Source organism: Marichromatium bheemlicum, from assembly GCF_012276755.1.
GTDB classification, from domain to species: Bacteria; Pseudomonadota; Gammaproteobacteria; order Chromatiales; family Chromatiaceae; genus Marichromatium; species Marichromatium bheemlicum.
This window is the reverse complement of the sequence record NZ_JAAXKX010000022.1, coordinates 41,578-58,308: the sequence shown is the minus strand read 5'-3', so window position 1 is coordinate 58,308 and position 16,731 is coordinate 41,578. Positions and strand designations below refer to the sequence as shown.

Annotated in this window: 10 protein-coding genes and 2 pseudogenes; 9 read left to right on the top strand and 3 right to left on the bottom strand. The window is 67.7% G+C overall.

Annotated elements, in window-relative coordinates; genetic code table 11:
* Together HF203_RS16220 and HF203_RS13455 are read right to left on the bottom strand one after the other, a co-directional pair.
* A pseudogene (locus HF203_RS16220) lies at positions 1-539 on the bottom strand (transposase); the annotation flags it as partial.
* A 68-nt stretch (positions 540-607) separates the two neighbouring features.
* Positions 608-1,361 (bottom strand): annotated as a pseudogene (locus tag HF203_RS13455) (IS4 family transposase); the annotation flags it as partial.
* 363 nt (positions 1,362-1,724) lie between these two features.
* On the opposite strand from HF203_RS13455, the gene HF203_RS13450 reads away from it, so the two are divergent.
* The 9 genes from HF203_RS13450 to HF203_RS13410 all read left to right on the top strand — a co-directional run bounded on the left by HF203_RS13450 (position 1,725) and on the right by HF203_RS13410 (position 16,454).
* A complete protein-coding gene (locus tag HF203_RS13450; protein ID WP_168670540.1) occupies positions 1,725-4,373 on the top strand; it encodes a hypothetical protein in 2,649 nt (882 codons plus the stop codon).
* A gap of 3 nt (positions 4,374-4,376) precedes the next feature.
* Positions 4,377-7,691 carry a hypothetical protein gene (locus tag HF203_RS13445; RefSeq protein ID WP_246221783.1) on the top strand — a complete coding sequence of 1,105 codons (3,315 nt, stop codon included), beginning with the start codon at positions 4,377-4,379 and terminating at the stop codon, positions 7,689-7,691.
* Positions 7,692-7,699: 8 nt separating this feature from the next.
* Positions 7,700-9,130, top strand: a complete 1,431-nt coding sequence (locus HF203_RS13440) for a WD40 repeat domain-containing protein (protein WP_168670538.1) — start codon at positions 7,700-7,702, stop codon at positions 9,128-9,130.
* Positions 9,130-9,570: a hypothetical protein gene (locus HF203_RS13435; protein WP_168670536.1), complete on the top strand. Its 441-nt coding sequence runs from the start codon at positions 9,130-9,132 to the stop codon at positions 9,568-9,570. The genes HF203_RS13440 and HF203_RS13435 overlap by 1 nt, the downstream gene beginning before the upstream one ends.
* Positions 9,571-9,573: 3 nt before the next feature.
* Positions 9,574-10,455, top strand: coding sequence for a LamG domain-containing protein (locus tag HF203_RS13430; protein ID WP_168670534.1), 882 nt, complete (start codon positions 9,574-9,576; stop codon positions 10,453-10,455).
* The gene (locus HF203_RS13425) at positions 10,452-12,656 is read left to right on the top strand and encodes a hypothetical protein (protein ID WP_168670532.1); all 2,205 of its coding nucleotides are present in this window, start codon (positions 10,452-10,454) and stop codon (positions 12,654-12,656) included. Before HF203_RS13430 ends, HF203_RS13425 begins: the two co-directional genes overlap by 4 nt.
* Positions 12,653-12,880, top strand: coding sequence for a hypothetical protein (locus HF203_RS13420; protein WP_062273850.1), 228 nt, complete (start codon positions 12,653-12,655; stop codon positions 12,878-12,880). Before HF203_RS13425 ends, HF203_RS13420 begins: the two co-directional genes overlap by 4 nt.
* A gap of 270 nt (positions 12,881-13,150) precedes the next feature.
* Positions 13,151-14,761, top strand: coding sequence for a diguanylate cyclase (locus tag HF203_RS16310; RefSeq protein ID WP_168670530.1), 1,611 nt, complete (start codon positions 13,151-13,153; stop codon positions 14,759-14,761).
* A 13-nt stretch (positions 14,762-14,774) separates the two neighbouring features.
* Entirely contained in the window at positions 14,775-16,454 is a 1,680-nt protein-coding gene (locus tag HF203_RS13410; protein ID WP_168670528.1) for a GGDEF domain-containing protein, read from the top strand.
* Between the two features lie 36 nt (positions 16,455-16,490).
* On the opposite strand, the gene HF203_RS13405 is transcribed toward HF203_RS13410, so the two are convergent.
* Entirely contained in the window at positions 16,491-16,727 is a 237-nt protein-coding gene (locus HF203_RS13405) for a thioredoxin family protein (RefSeq protein ID WP_168670526.1), read from the bottom strand.
* Between the last annotated feature and the right edge of the window lie 4 nt (positions 16,728-16,731).

Genomic DNA, 16,731 nt, shown 5'->3' with positions numbered 1-16,731 from the left:
TAGCCGCTCCACGCGCGCCTTGCTCGCGCTCAGGCCACGGGCGCGCAGCGCCCGCACCATCCGCGGACTGCCGTAGGCGCCACCGCTCTCGGCGTGGATGGCCTGCAGCAGCAGCGTCAGCTGCGCATCACTCAGCCCCTGGCGCTGGCCGCCGCGCTGCCAGGCTCGATAGCCGCTCACACTCACGCCCAGCAGCGCGCACAGCCGGCGTAGGCCGCACGCGCCGCGATGCGCATCAATCCAGGCGTACTTCACAGCGCATCTCTCGCGAAGTACGCCGTCGCTTTTCGCAGGATCGAGTTCTCCTCGCGAAGCTCGGCAACCTCGGCGCGCAGCCGCGACAGCTCCATCTCCTCGGGCGTCACCGCCTTGCCCACCTCCAACTTTCCGGCCTCGCTGCGCCGTACCCAGTTGCGTACCGTCTGCTCCACCAGGCCCATCTCGCGCGCCACCGAGGCGATACTGCGCCCCGACTGCACCCGCTTGACCGCCTGCTCCTTGAACTCCAGCGTGTATACCCGCTTCGGGATCTTCTGCATCGTGCTCTCCAAGATTTGATCGTCAGTCTACGTCAATCCTTGGGGGACGAAATTCGGGGGGAACCTCAGTAGGCGGCCTGCCACTTCTGGCGTTCGAAGAGCAGCTCGGCATCGAGTTCGGCGAGCGCGCGCCCGAGGCGCATCAGTCGGGTGATGCGCCAGGCGATGATCAGGAACAGGACCAACGCCTTCTCGATGCGCTCGACCTCGGCCAGCTGCAGCGCCTCGACGCGGCAGCCCTCCTTGAGCACGCGGAAGAACAGCTCGATCTCCCAGCGGGCGCGATACCAGTCGATGAGTTCGGCGACGCTCTCGGCATCGCTCACCTCACGGTTGGTCAGCAGGCGCCAGACGATCGGGCGGACCCCGCTCGGGGCGCCGATTTCGGTGGCGACCAGGCAGGTCACCGCAAGCGTGCCGCCGCAGCGATCGTCGAGCGCGACGCGCTCGGCGCGCAGCTGCTGGCGCACCCGTCGCGCCTTGCGCCCTTTGCCCGCCGGCAGCTCGAAGCACAGCTCGCCGAGCGGCTCGGCGGCCTCCAGACGACTCCAGAGCTTGCGCCCCTCGGGCAAGGCGCGATTGTGACTCGCGCGCACCAGGTAGTCGGCACGATGCCTCAGCTCGCGCGCGCACCAACAATGCCAGCAGGTCGGCCTCGCGATCGGTGACATAGACCAGGCGGGTCTCGGGTAACTCCGCGGCCAGCTCCGCCACTCGACTGTAGCCCTCCACCCAGCGCGTGCTCTCCTTGCCGCCCGGGCGCATCCCATCGGCCCCCTTCGGCGCTCGCGCCCACATCCACGCATCCACCATGCCGAGCGGGCGTTCAACCGCTCGTCTCCCAGATCGACCGTGCTCAACTCGGCGGCGGCCCAACTCATCTCACGTGTTCTGCTCTGCTGATGACGACAAGGCGATCAGGATAGCTGGTGGTGGGAATTATGTGTAAGGCGACTTGCTAACCCACATTCACTGATCTCAGGCACCATTGCCAGCAATCCTACCTGCATGGCAAAAGACCCCGAAATCAAACTTCGCATTGACGTCGATGGTGCTCCGGCCGAGGTTGCACTCGATGGCGTCGAATCCTCTCTCTCAGAGGTCGCTAGCGCAGCTCGCGAGGCTGGTGCCGAGGTCAGTGCCTTGATCAGTGGACTTGACGTCGCTGCTGATGCGGTACCAGGTATGGAGCGCGTAGGCGGTGCTGCTGGTGAACGGATTGGTGCAGGCCTTGGTCGTGTTGCGGAACAGGCGAAGGATGTCGTCGACAAGCTACAGGAGGCGACGGACGCGCTCACTGGCCTCACCTCGGTTGCTGCTGGCATCGAAATCGGTTTTGCCGCCATCGACGCGCTCAAAGACGTCGCTGCCGTGCTGCTCGATGCCGGCATGCGCGCCCAGGACCTGCGCAGTGATCTCATCTTCGCCGCCGGCGGCCTCGAGGAGGCCGACGCGGTCATGCGGGCGCTCAGAGTGACCGCTGATGACCTAGGCGTGCGCACCGACGAGTTGGCTCAGGCCTGGATCCGCCTCAAGAATCTCGGGCTCGACCCCTCGCGGGAGGCACTGGAGGCCTACGCCAACATCGCCGCAGGCAATTCTGGTAAGTCCATCATGGACTTCGTCGAGGCTGTTGCCGATGCCTCGGAAGGCCAGTTCGACCGCCTCAAGGCGTTCGGTATTCGCGCTACCGACGAGGGCGAACGTGTCGCGCTAACTTTCAAAGGTACGATGGTCGAGGTCGAGAACGACGCCCGGGCCATCCAGGGGGCCCTACGCGAGATCGCTGAGACCGAGTTTTCCGGTGCGCTGGAGGCACGTTCCGGCAATGCGAGCACGGCGCTGGATTCGCTCAACGAGTCCGTTGGTCGACTGACTGCAAGCCTTGCTGAGAACTCAGGGTTGGTCGACAAGACAAGCAGCCTGGCCAGTGCGTTCACCGAGCTATCCGATGCCCTCGCAGCCCCGAGTCAACGCCCCGCATTAACTGGGATGCTGCGGGAGATCTACGACAGCGCGCTGGCAGTCAATAACCCGATCGGCCTCATCAATGAGGCCCTAGGGCGGATGGGGGTTACCGCCGAAGCCACTGTTAAAGGTGCCGCCGGGATGGCGCGTGCCCTCAAGGATATCGAGGCGGGCGCTGAGACGAACACCGGCGTACTCGCCGATCACAGCAATGTTGTAGAGGACAACACCAGTGCGCTCCTGAGTGCCGAGGACGTCGTCAAGGCATACGCCGTCGCGCTCGCAGACCTCGTCGATGAGCACGCCGCCGAGGTTACCGCTGCCGAGCACGCCACCGAGCAGCTTGAGGGTGAGACCGACCTACGCGCCGACCACCTCCAGCACCTCGTCGCCGAGGCCCGCGCCCGCGGCGACGAGGCCGAGGCGTTGCGCCTAGAAGCCGAGGTACGCGCCGCGGCCATCGACGGCATCACCGCGCTGATCGACGCCAAAGAGCAAGAGCTTGCTGCGCAACAGCGGCTGCTTGCCGTCAAGCGTGCCGCGACGGCCGCCGATGGTGAGATCACACAGCAGGAGCAAGCCAAGCTCGCCACTCAGCAAGCGACCGTCGAGGGGGTCGAAGCCGAGATCGCCTCAATGCGCGAGCAGTTGCGCCACCGCCAGATGCTTGCCGATATCGGCGATTCGGCTGCCGACACCACCCGCACCTTCTCCGATTCCCAGCGCGACCTCGGTAACAGCGCCAAGGTCGCCGACGAAGGCATCAAGAAGGTCGTCGGGTCGAGCAACGACCTCAACATCGCCTTCCTCAACTCCCGCGAGCAGATCCGCAACGCTATCGCCGATCTGCGCGGCTACTCCTCGGCGGCGGCCGACGCCGTCGAGGAGATCGTCGGCAGCATCGATCGCTGGGACAACAAAATTCGCGCGATCGAGGCGCTGGAAGCGAGCGACTTCGTCGGCGACGGCGCGGACGAGGCTTCGGCGCGCATCGCTCAGCTCGAGGCCGAGCTGGAGGCGACGGCCGAGACGGCCGACCAGCTCGCCGAGCGCGTCGACATGGCCTTCAACTACCTGCGCGACACCGACGCCGTGGTGCTCGCGATCACCCAGCTCAAGCAGGAGGTCATCGAGGCCGAGATCGCCGTCGAACGTCTGGCGCAGCAGGGCGAGCGACTGCAGGCTGAGTTCACCGGGCTCGCTGATGCACTCGACGCTGGGTCGATCGGCCTGAGCGAATATGCTGGCAAGCTCGATCGCCTGATCAACGCCAACCAGCGCCTCGGCGAGGAGGAGTTGGAGCCGCTGCGCGCGGCGCTCGACGATGCGCGGCGCAAGATGGATGCACTCACCCAGAGCGCCGAGGACGGGCTCAACCAGTGGCGCGCCAAACTCTACGAGATCCAGGGCCAGCAGACTCAGCTCGAGGAGATGAACTGGCGCCAGGATCGACTCGAGACCGAGCGCGCCCTCGCCGAGGCGCGCCGTAACGGCAACCGCGAGGAGATCGCCGCCCTGCGCGAGCAGCTGCACCTTATCGACCAGTACTACGAGATCAAGACCGCCGAGGCGCGGCAGGCCGAGCGCGCAGCTGCTGCCGAGCAGGCTGCGGCGCAGAGCGCGGAAAGCCGCGCCGCTGCCGCGACTGCATCAGCGCCCTCAACCGGCAACCAAGAGGGCGCCACCCCTCGGATCGAGCCTGCTGCACGCATCACCCCCGATGTTGCGCCGGCGCGCACCGTGCGCCACGAGGTCGTCTTCCCGGGCGGGTTTACCGCTTCTGTCGAGGTTGCCGAGGCCCAGAGCGCCAACCTCGAGGCCGTGTTACGTCAATTCGAGACTGCGGCCGCCGTGGCGGCCAGGTGATATATGCCCATCCAGGAAGAGAACATCGTCTTCGTCGAGTCCCAGGTCATGGACGACGTCCCCGAGGGTGGCGGTGCCGCCACCGGGCGCGAGATCGTCGACGGCGCACTCAACAACGTCTTCGAGGACATCTCTGATCTCGATCGCGCCTATGGTCGATTCAACCTGCGCAAGCTCGCGCTGGCGGTGCGCAGCCTCGACGCCAGCCTTTACGGCGGCGCCAAGCTCGCCCTCACTGCGCTACCGCGCGACCCCTCCGTCAGCTACACCATGCTCCGCACCGACGACCCGTTCGATGTCCGCGCTGAGGCCGCCGACCGCGTCCAGGCCTATCTCTACAAGGGGCCGATGTGGCCGGGCGTGCTCTACGACAACCACATCGCCGGGATGCGCGCCATCCGCGTGCTGCAACGTGTCGGCACCGCGTTGCCGCCGATCGGCAAGACCCTGGTGCTCGTGCAGCACGAGGGGGAGGCCAATGCCGTCGAGCAGTACGTGCGGGTGATCGACGTCGAGACCGTCGAGGCCACCTTCACCGACGCCAACGGCGACTACACCCGCTGGGTCGTCACCCTGACCCTCAAGGACGCGCTGCGCCACGACTTCACCGGCCACACCCCGCGTCGCAGCGATGGCTACGACTATGAGGGTGGCGCGCGCCTGCGTGACACCACGGTAGCCGATGCCGCGCGCTACAGCGGCGCCCAGCCGCTGGCCGAGCCCGCCAAATCGGGCGACCTGCGGGTGCGCGCGGCGAGCATCTACAGCCAGCTCGTGCCGGCCACTCAGACCGAGACGCCGCTGGTTGCGCAGTCCATGTCCCTCGAGCGCGTCGACGTGGTCGATGCCGGCGGCGGCCATCAGGTCGAGGTTGCGCAGACTGCGCACACCCTGGCGCGCGAAGTCAGCGCAGAAAACCGCCGACTCAACTGGATCGAGACGCTGCGCCCCATTCCGCGTGATGGCTCGCTGACGGTGAGCTTCATGTCCCAGGGCAACTGGTACGAGCTGGTCGAGTCAGATGGTGTGCTCAGTGGCGCCGACCCCACGATCGGCGCGGGCACCTTCGATGCCCAGACCGGCACGGCGACGGTGACCCTGGGTGCGCTCCCGGACGCCGGCTCGCAGGTAATGTGGGTGTGGTCGAGTGCGGTGCATTACAGCCAGCGCCTCGGACCTTTGCCTGCAGCCAACCGCGAGATCCGCCTGGCACTCAACGAGCCGGCCCAGCCCGGCAGCGTAACCCTGACCTACCTCAGCGACGGCCAGCTACGCACCGCTACCGCCAACACTACCGGATACATCGAGGGCGACGGCACAGGCTATGTGGCTCACGCCGCAGGTGAGCTGTGGTTCAGCCCGGCGCTGATGCCGGACATCTCGACGCAGATCCAGGTTGAATACGCGCCACAATCGACCGTGACGCGGACGTTTGAAGGGGGGGTCGAGTCTGGCGGACTGGTCAGCTTGGCGCTTGGTGAGGCGATCCTCCCGGGCAGTCTGACGGCGGCGTGGTCGACCAACTACACCGAACGCTGGTCAAACGTCATCGAGAAGCGGCACTGGTATGGCGACATCAAAACGGTCGACGTGCAGCAGTCAAGCTCGACGACGCAGCGCATTGACCACATCGCCACCGACAACGGCGAGGGTGGCATCGTGGGGGCTGGCGGATTCGTCAGTTACGCCAACGGCGACATTCAGCTGCCGGTATTGCCGCCAATTAGCCAGACGATCTGGGATTCGAATGAGTCGGCCTGGGAGACGCGCGCCGACACCGAGGCGTCAAGCGAGCGCCTGCATCGTTTCACGTCAGGTCTGGTCACCGTCAGCTACATCTCTCAGTCTGCGGCAGCAGACCCGCCGCGAGCGGTCGCGTTCGACTGGTCGGCGCTCGAGGTGCGAGTGCTTCCGCCACTACTGGTCGAGCCAATCGTTCCCGGCTCGCTGCGCTTTGAGATGGGCGCGCGCTCCTACGAGGATCGCGGCACCGGCATCCTCTATACCGACAGCCCCTCGGGTGCGATCGAGGCGGGCGCTATCAACTATCAATCCGGCGTAGCAGCACTGACCGAGTGGGCCGTTGACGGCGGGCCGGTTGTCACTGCCTGCCTGACGCGTCGCGGTAACTGGGTTGGAGTTGAGGCATCTTTCCGTACCGAGTTGACCCCGCTCAAGCCTGAGGCGCTGTCGATCGTCGTCACCACCGAGGATGGCGAACAGCTGACAGCCAGCGCCGACGCTGACGGCGTGATTGCCGGCCCCGACGTGCTGGGCGCCGTAAATTACGAGTTCGGCACTGCCGTCGTGGCATTCGGTCACTTCGAAGGCCAGACATGGGTACCGCGTCGCGTCGATCCATCCACCCTGCGCTACAACGCCGTCGCCTACAGCTACCTACCGCTGGACGCTGATATCCTCGGCATCGACGGCACCCGACTGCCAGCCGATGGTCGGGTGCCGATCTACCGCCCCGGCGATCTGGTGATGATCCTCCACGCCGCCGAGACCACTCTCAACCTCAGCCCCGGAGTCGCTACCGAGATTGGCCGCACCCGGCTTGCTTGGGTGCGGGTGACCGACGCCACGGGCGCGGTGGTCAGTGGTGAGCGCTACCAGCTCGACCGCGCCGCCGGGCAGATCATGTTCCCCGACCTTGACGGCCTCACCCCGCCGCTCACCGTGCGCCACACCGTCGGCGACCTGCGCCAGGTCACCGATGCCCAGATCAGCGGCTGGCTCGCGCTCTCGCGCCCGCTCACCCACGACTACCCGGCCGGGGAGACCATCGTTGCCGGCTGCCTGATCATCGGCGATCGTCGCGCCCGGGTCTCGGCGACCTGGGATCAGGCGAGCTGGAGCGGAGAGTGGGCCGACGCCCCCAGCGGCAGCGCCGCCACCGCCACCCTCAACCTGATCGACCACCCCATCCAGGTCAGCAACGAGGGCTGCGATACCGACCGCTGGGTGCTGCGCTGCGCCAACGCGGCCAGCGACCAATGGGAGCTGATCAGCGAGAACCGCGGGCTCGTCTGGCAGGGCGTCTACGCCCCCGGCGGCGCCGACATCGCCCCGATCAACCCGCGCACCCGGATCGACCTCGGCGGCGGCGCCTACAGCACCGGCGCCCCCTACATGACCATCCCCGCCGCGGCCAACGGCGGCGGCTGGAGCACCGGCAACGTGGTGCGCATCGATACCGTCGGCGCCATCGCCGAGTTCTGGGTCGCGCGCTCGATCCAGCAATCCGACGAGCCCACAGACTCCGCCGCCGATGGCTGCGAGATCCACGCGCTTGGCAATGTTGACCGACCCTGAGGTGAGGGATGACTGACTACTTCCTGGCCATCGGCTCGACCGACGACACCCTGCGGACCCTGGAGGGGCCGACGTTCGATGTGGCGACGACGCGGTTTGCCTCGGGAGGGGATGTCAATGCGGTGGCGTTTTCGCCGGATGGAAAGTATCTGGCGGTGGCGCACAGTGGCGCGCCTTATCTGACCATTCTCGATACAAGCGACTGGTCTGTACTGTCTGACGCACCGGCATTTGAATTACCCGGTCGTGTAGAAAGCTGTGCTTTTTCGCCCGACGGCAAGTATTTTGTTATGGGGTATGTCGGTGGGGCGCCTCACCTACAGGTGTGGGATACCGAGGCGTGGTCTCGGGTCTCGATAAGCCTGAGCCTTTCGAGCTATGTAGCCGAGGTTGCTTTTAGCGCGAGTGGGCATTTAGCAATCGCACACTACGCTGCGCCTTATCTGACCCTCCTTGACACTGCCGAATGGAACCCAGTTAGCGGTTTGCCAGTGCTGCCTCTTTATGGGCAGGGTGTCGCTTTCAGCCCCGACGGCTCCTACCTGGCGGTTGCGCATTACGGTTCGCCATTCTTGACAGTGCTTCAGTCCCCTAATTGGGCGGCTGTTTCTGGTCTCCCCGCATTGCAGAGTACTGCTCGCCGATGTTGTTGGAGTCCAGATGGCGCCTACTTGGCGGTGGTGTACGCAAGCTCGCCCTATCTCGTCATCGTCGATACTGCCGACTGGTCAGCGGTCTCCGGCGTGCCAGCATTGCCGGGTGCGGGATACGAATGCGCGTGGAGCCCAGACAGCGCCTACCTAGCAATCGCTCACAACGGAGCGCCTTACCTGACCATCCTCGACGCGACTGACTGGTCCACCCTGCCTGGTGTCGCCGCAGGCGGTAATTATGGCCGCGCCGGTGCCTGGCTCCCCGACATCAACCGCCCGACCCGTCACGGCATCCTCTACGACCATGACGGCAACCCCCTGAGCCTCCCGGTGCAGCTGTTGCGCCGCCCGGCCTGGGCGCGCTCGCAGGTCGTCAACCCGGACCCGGTCTCGGGGGCGTTCACGGTGCGCGGCTTCGCCCCCGGCGACTACCACCTGCTGATCCCCGACACCCGCCCCGGGGCGACCGACGATCGCCTGCTGCGCATCACCCTCGACGAGACCACCGGCGCGCTCGCGCCGCTGAAGGTCTACATGCCCTACGCTGGGGCGCTCGCCACGATCAACGGCAACGCCACCAAGGCCATCGACGGCAGCGCCGCCGATGATGTGATCGTGCGCGCCTGGGGTAGCCACGGGCACGTCATCGACGTGGTGCCCGTGCCCAGCGGCGACTGGTCGGCCGAGGTGCCGCCGGGGACCTACGACATCACCTACCGCAGCGCCGGTTGTCAGCCGGTCTGTCACGGCCCCTACACCATCACCGCGCCGGAGGAGCAGGACTGATGGACCTCGGCGCCCAGCACCAGGCCGCGCGCGAGGCCGCCGCCCGCCTGCCAGTACTCGAGGCCGGGCTGGCCTTGCTCACAGGTGGCGCGGTCGGGGCGCGGCTCGTGCTCTACAGCGCGCCGCTCCCCGTCGCCCCCGGCGAGACCCCGCCCGAGGCTGCCGCCTTGGTCGAGATCCCGCTGGCGACGGGTATCGGCGCGGTCGACCCCGAGACCTACCAGCTCCGCCTCGACACCCCGCTCGAGGCACCGATTACCGGCGCCGACCCCGCGACCGGCACCGCCGCGGCCTGGGCGCGAATCTATGACGGCCACGGCGACTGGTGGGCCGACTGCACGGTGAGTGCCGCCGGTGACGGCGGCGAGGTGCAGCTCGACAGCTCGGTGCTGTACCAGGGCGCGTCCGTGCGCGTCACCTCGGCGGTCTTCCAGGGCTGAGCCATGAGTGCTCCGACGAGCGGCTACAACGTGTCGAGCGGCCCCGTCCCGGGGATGCGGATCCCCAATCCGCTCCCGCTCGATAACGAAGGCCATGCGCGCCCGTTTACGGTCGAGCACTGGTACCGCTTGCACGCGCTGCCCAGTAACGCGGGCGTGCTGGGGACGCTCATCCCCGGCGAGCGGTTCGACGCGGTCGGCATCAACCTGTATTTCCGCGCCGCTGCCGGGGTCGGCCTACGGCTGGGGATCGGCGCCTCCGACATCCGCGTCGGCACACCGGTGATCGGCGCCTGGACTCATCTCGCCTGGGTGTACGACGGCGCGCTCGCCGAGACCTGGCAGGATGGCGTCCTGGTCGGCTCCGGGGCCGTGACCAACATGGATCTGCGCGCGGCGGCCCCCTTTTGGCACGCCCAATTCAACGGCAGCGAACCGCGCGCCGACTGCGAGATTGCTAGGCTACGCTTCTGGGATCGGGCGCTGACCGGCCCTGAGATCACCGCCGCACGACAGGCCGAGTATCTGCCGTTCGGCACCCCGGGGCTGCTCGCCGAGTACCAGCTTGATACCCAACACCCGCTGGAGCCGCCCAGCGTCCACGCGGTCCCGGCCCAACTCCTCGGCAACACCGAGCAGACCGCGACGAGTGTCAGCGGCATCATCACCGATCAACAGGGTGCGCCCGCCGCGCGCACCGTGCGGCTCTATCATCGACAGAGCGGCGCGCTGCTCGCCGAGACGCGATCGAGCGCCACCGACGGCGCCTACCTGCTCACCACCACCGTGCCGCGCGAGGTCGATCGTCTGGTGCTCTCCGACGACGATGGCGGTCCGGCCGATCCGGTGCTCCCCGATCTGGTCGATCGCCTGATCCCGGGGTGAGCGACGTGCGCCTGCCGCCGGACGCCGCCGACGTCTCCTGGCAAGGGCGCGCGCCGCTGCTGCGCCTGCCGCCGGACGCGGCCGACGCCGCATGGCGCGAAGATGGCATCGGTTACGCGGCGCTGTACGCCACCTTGCCCGCGCCGACGGCGGGGCTGACGTTGGCGCTGACGGCGCGCGTCTATCAGCGCATCCGTCCTGGAGATCCCGCGCCATCACTTGATCGAGCCGTCGTGCTCGCCTGTGGCGCGCCGCCGCCGGCACTGGTCGAGACAGCCCTGCAATCAGTCGTGGTGCTGGGGCGGTCATATGGCTCGCCACCCCTGGCCGCCACCGTGCTCGACCCGATCTGCCGCCCGGTCCTCGACTCGAGCGATGTCGAGGCCGTGCTCCAGGCCGCGTTGCCCGCGCCGAGCGCCTGTCTGTCACTCACCGCCGCGCTCCGGGCGCGGGTCGTTGAGGATGCGAGCCTCGTTGCCGCCTTGCCCGCGCCGACGGCGGGGCTGACGCTCGGGGCTGCGCTCGTCGTCGAGCTGGATCTGGCCCTCCCTGCCGCCACCGGCCCCAGCGCCGAGGTCCCGGCACGCGACCAGCGCGCCACCGCTCGCGGTTGGCGGCTCATCGGCACCGAGATGCGCGCGACCCGCCACGCTGCGGTGCTCGGCCACCGGCAGGCGCGCTCGCGCCCGGGGCCGGTGCTCGGGCTGCGCCACAGCGAGACCCGACGGCTGCGCCGGGTCACCGACATCCCGCACGCCGAGGCGCGCCCGATCCGCGCCGCGCGTACCGCGCCCCATGCCGACACCCGGCGGTTGCGGCGCGCGACCCGGGCGGCGTGCACCGAGGCCGCCCCGATCCGGGCCGCCGCCCGAGCGGGGCATCGCGATCGAGAGCGCGCCCGCGACCGGTTGCGACTCGATCAGCAGGACGCGCGCCCGATCGGTCTCCGCCTCGATGTCGGGCACCACGTCGCGTGGCTCGTCGAGACCCCGCTCGGCACCCCACACACCGAAGCGATGTGGCCGCTTCCCGGGCGCTGGACGCCGTGCTACATGCCGGCGGCGCTGCCGCGCACCCGGGTGTCCTGTGGTGCGACCCCGCCGCTTGGCACTGATGTCGAGCTACCCGGCTGCTGCGACTGGCGACCGCGCCCGCCCTGGGTGCCCGAGCCGCCGACCGCGACCCGCATCGTCCCCATCCGGAGGCTCTATCTCGTGAGGAACACCGTCACCCTGACCCTGCTCGACGGCACCGAGATCCCCGTCGAGTCGCTGCGCCTTGCGCTCGAGGCCGACGCCTGGGCGTGGAGCTGGTCGGCGCGGGTGCCGGGCGCGGCGCTCGTGCAGCTCCAGGCCGAGCTCGAGGCGCCCGCCGTCGAGCTGATCGCCACCGTCAACGCCCACCCGATCCGGCTGTGCCTCGACACCATCACTCGCTCGCGGACCTTTGGTAGCGATCAGCTCGACCTCGGCGGGCGCGGTCGCGCCGCCGTGCTCGGCGCACCAACCGCCGCGCCGCGCACGCGCATCAACACCGAGTCGCGCAGCGCCCGCCAACTGCTCGACGCGGCGCTCACCGACAACGGCGTACCGATCGGCTGGACGCTTGACTGGCAGCTGGAGGATTGGACCGTCCCGGCCGGCGCCTGGAGCCACACCGGCACCTACATCGAGGCCGCCGCGCGCATTGCTGAGGCCGGCGGCGGCTACGTCCAGGGCCACGACACCGAGCCGGTGCTGCGCCTGCTGCCCTGGTATCCGCGCCCACCCTGGGACTGGGCTGATGCCACCCCAGACATCGAGCTGCCCGAGGATGCCTGTCACACCGAGCGCATCGAGTGGATCGCGCGCCCAGACTACGACGCGGTGTGGATCACTGGCGGCGAGGGCGGTCGGCGCGACCGCGTGCGCCGCGCCGGGCGCGCCGGCGACACCCAGGCCCCGACCTGCGTCGACGCGCTCGCCACCGATGTCGTCATGACCCGCCAGCGCGGCCTGCGTCTGCTCGCCGACACCGGCCGCCAGGCCCACATCACCCTGCGCACCCCGATCCACCCCGAGACCGGCATCATCCACCCTGGCCAGCTCATCGGCTACACCGAGGGCGGCATCACCCGTCTCGGGCTCTCTCGCGCGGTCGAACTCGACTGCCGCCTGCCCGAGGTGTGGCAATCCATCCGCATCGAGAGCCACCCGACATGAACACCTGGAACGCCTACCGCCGCCTGCTCCAACTCCTCCCCGAGCCGCCCACCGACGTCGGCACCATCACCGCCACCAGCAGCGATGGCTGCACCGTCACCCTGCTTAGCGGCGAGCAGACCCAGGTACGGGGACGCGGCAGCATCGGCGATCCGGTCTACATCAGAGACGGGGTGATCCAGGGACCGGCGCCGGTGTTGCAGACGGTGGAGATCGAGGTGTAGGGGAGCGGGTGCGTTGGTGATGTGGACCGCGGCTCGGGCTGTGCGGTCGTGTCGGTATCGCGCACATCATCGACCTGAGCGCGGCCTTCGATGCTAGCGATGAGCCTTGCGCGGAACCTCAGGACCTCGCGTTGGCTGGGATGAAAACGCCCCCACCATCTATGCCGGTCGCGGACGTTTCGATGGGGGCGGCGCACTGAGGTTGGCCGGGTTGATCATGGGGGACGTCAGCATGTCTGTCAGCAGGGGTGATGCGAGTTCGGGTGGTCGGTGAACGCTGTGGGGGTGCAGGGGTTCTGGCGGCTCTATCTGCCGCTCGCCGGCGTGTTGGTGGTGCTGTTGGTGCTGGTGTGGGGGTGGAGTGTGCGGCAGCTGCATCGCGAACTCGATGCCGCGGCCTGGGCTGGGGTCGACGAGCTGGTGCGGCTGATCGAGAACAAGCTCGATCATGTCGCCAGCGATACGCTGACGCTGGCGCACCAGCACGTCCTGCGGCGGTATCTCGAGACCGGCGATCGTGACTGGTTGCCGCTGATCGCCGCCGAGCTGGCCAACCGTATCCACTATGCCAGGCGTTATCAGAAGATCCGGCTGATCGACGAGACCGGACACGAGGTCGTGCGCGTCGAGTCGCTGGCCGACGCGATCCTGGTCGTCCCCGAGGCGGCACTGCAGGACAAGAGTGATCGTTATTATGTCGAGGCGACCTTGGGGCTCGAGCCCGGTGCACTCTATGTCTCGCCTCTCGATCTCAGTGTCGAGAACGGTGAGATCCTGTTGCCATTGCTGCCGTTGTTGCGGGTGGGGACGCCGGTGTTCGATGCCGACGGGCACGTGCGTGGGATGCTCATCATCAGCTATCGGGCCGGCCAATTGCTCGAACGGCTTGCGGACTTCGGCCAAGGCGGCCCCATCGAACCGATGCTGATCAATTGTGCGGGGTATTGGCTGCTGGCCCCGGAGCCGGGCATGGCTTGGGGGTTCATGCTGCGCGAGCGCGCACAACAGCGGATGCAGCTGCGTTATCCGCAGGTCTGGGCCCGGATGCGACACCATCCGGCGGGGCTGGTTCGGGTCGAGCAGGGCACCTTCGTCTATCGTGACGTGATGCCGTTACAGGGGCACTATCCGGTCTATTCGGCCGCCTGTGCGGGTGGTGACGAGGAGGTGGCGACGGCGAGTCTGTTGCGTTGGCACGTCGTCGCCTTCGTCGAGCAGGCGCGCTATGCCCGTGCGGCGGTGGCCCCGACCCTCGTGATCAGTGGGCTCGGTGTGTTGTTGTTGGCGATGCTGGCCTGCGCGGTACGGGCGCGGGCGGCGTTGCGCGCCGATCGGCGCGCTCGGCTCGAGCAGCTGCAGCGTCAGGCGCGTAGCGATGGGTTGACCGGGTTGGCCAATCGCATCGCCTTCGAGGAGCGTACCGATCTCGAGATCGGGCGGGCGGCGCGCCATCAGCGTCGCTTCGCGCTCTGTCTGCTCGATCTCGACGGCTTCAAGGCGATCAACGATCGTCAGGGACACCTGCGCGGTGACGAGGTGTTGTGCGACGTCGCCGATGTGTTGGCCAAACATCTGCGCAACGGCTCCGATGACCTCGCTAGTCGCTTCGGGGGCGATGAATTCGGCCTGCTGCTGTGTGAGCTGACCGAACTCGAGCAGGCGCAGACCATCCTTGCTGATCTTTGTCGTCGCATCGCCGCAGGTGACTGGGATGGACAGCAGGTGACGGTGAGTATCGGTGTCGCGTTCTACCCGGATCATGCCACCAGCCGCACCGGGCTGCTGCGTGCCGCCGATGTCGCCATGTATCGCGCCAAGATGCGCGGCAAGAATTGCGTGGTCGTCGCCGGTGGGCCCGATCATGATGCGTCCTCGCGCTGAGGAGGAAGTCTGGATGCAGACCTCGACACGGCGCCAGGCTGCAACCGAGCGTGCCGCCGAGACCGATCGCGAGGGGTGGTTGAGGTCGTTGTCGGCGCGTGGGCTGTTTCTGCTGATCTATCCGCTGCTGGCCGGGGTGTTGGTGCTGGTGTTGGTGCTGGTGCGGACGTGGCAGGTCGAGGGCCTGTATCGCGACCTCGATGCCGCGGCGGTCAATCGTGTCGAGGAGCAGGAGCGGCTGCTCGAGAACAAGCTCGACTATGTGGTCGCTGATGTGTTGACGCTGGCGCGTCAGAACGAGTTGTCGCGTTATCTGGCGCACGGTGATCGGGCCTCGCTCGATCGGATGGCGCGCGAGTACGCCGCACGGTTGCGCTACTCCGGTCTGTATCAACAGATCCGGCTGCTCGATGCCCAGGGGCGCGAGCGGGTGCGGGTCGAGCAGGGCGGCGATGGGCGGACGCGGAGCCTCGTGCACGATGCCGTGCGCAGCCCCTCGGGTGATGATGACATTGCCGCGGCCCTCGCCCTGGAGGCCGAGGAGATCTATATCTCCGCCCTGGGTCTCGATGTCACCGATGGTGAGGTTGCGCGCCCCTTCGTGCCGATCCTGCGGTTGGCGACCCCGGTGGTCGATGCCGCCGGTCACCATCGTGGGCTGGTCGTCATCCATTATCTCGCTGGGCGGTTGTTGCAGCGGCTCGAGGATGTCGGGCGCGGCGATCCGTCGCGCCCGATGCTGGTCAATTGCGATGGGTACTGGTTGCTTGCGCCGGTGGCTGAGATGCGTTGGGGGTTCATGCTCGAAGGACGGGCGCAGCAGCGTATGCAATGGCGCTTTCCCCAGGTGTGGCAAGCGATGCAACGGGCCGAGGCCGGCACGGTGCGCACTGCGGCCGGCTTCTTCGCCTTTCAGCGGGTCGAGCCGTTGCGTGTCGATTATCCGGTGCGTTCGAGCGGTTGTAAGGGGCGCGCGGGGGGCGTGTCCGAGGCGGTCTCGCCGTTGCAGTGGACGATGTTGGCCTTCGTTGCGCGTACGCATTACGAACGCGCGGCACTGACACCGACGGTAGTCATCGGGCTCTTCGGCCTGTTGCTACTGGGGGTGCTCGCGGCGGCGGTACAGTCGATGATCTCGCTCTATGTCAATCGCCGCACGCAGCTCTATCAGCTCGAGCGGTTGGCGCGTACCGATGCCTTGACCGGTGGGGCCAATCGCATCGCCTTCGAGGAGCGCGCCGCGCTGGAGATCGAGCGTGCCGCGCGCCATCGCCGCTGCTTTGCGCTCTGCGTGATCGATCTCGATGGCTTCAAGGCGATCAACGATGCCCAGGGGCACCTGGTCGGTGACGAGGTGCTGCGCTTCGTCGCCGGGGTGCTGAGCGCACGCTTGCGCAGCCGCTCCGACGATCTTGCCGGGCGCATCGGTGGTGATGAATTCGGCTTGCTGCTGACCGAGTTACCGGGTCCTGAGGCCGTTCGTGCGATCCTCGAGGACGTCCGTCGCGCGATCGGCGCCGGCGAATGGGATGGTCAGCGGGTCTCGGCGAGTATCGGCGCCGCGCTCTATCCCTATGATGCGCGTCACCTCCCCGAGCTGTTCAAATGCGCCGACGCGACCATGTACCGGGCCAAATCGGCGGGTAAGGACCGGGTGCTGCTGGCCAGCGATCCCGAGCCCGTGGTCGGCTGAATCAGTCGGCGCGGTGTTGGGCCGCGCCGCTCCTTGTCAGCCCGAGACCCAGTCGCGTATCTGCTCGCTCGCCGGTACCCCGCCAGCGTGAACCACTGTGCCGTCGAGGACCACGGCAGGCGTCGACATGACGCCGTAGCCGAGGATCTCGGCCATGTCGGTGACCTTCTCCAGCGCGATCTCGACGCCCGCTTCGGCGGCGGCGTGCGCGATCGCCTCGGCCGTGACCTCGCAGTTGCGGCAGCCGCCGCCCAGTACCTTGAACGTCTTCATGTGT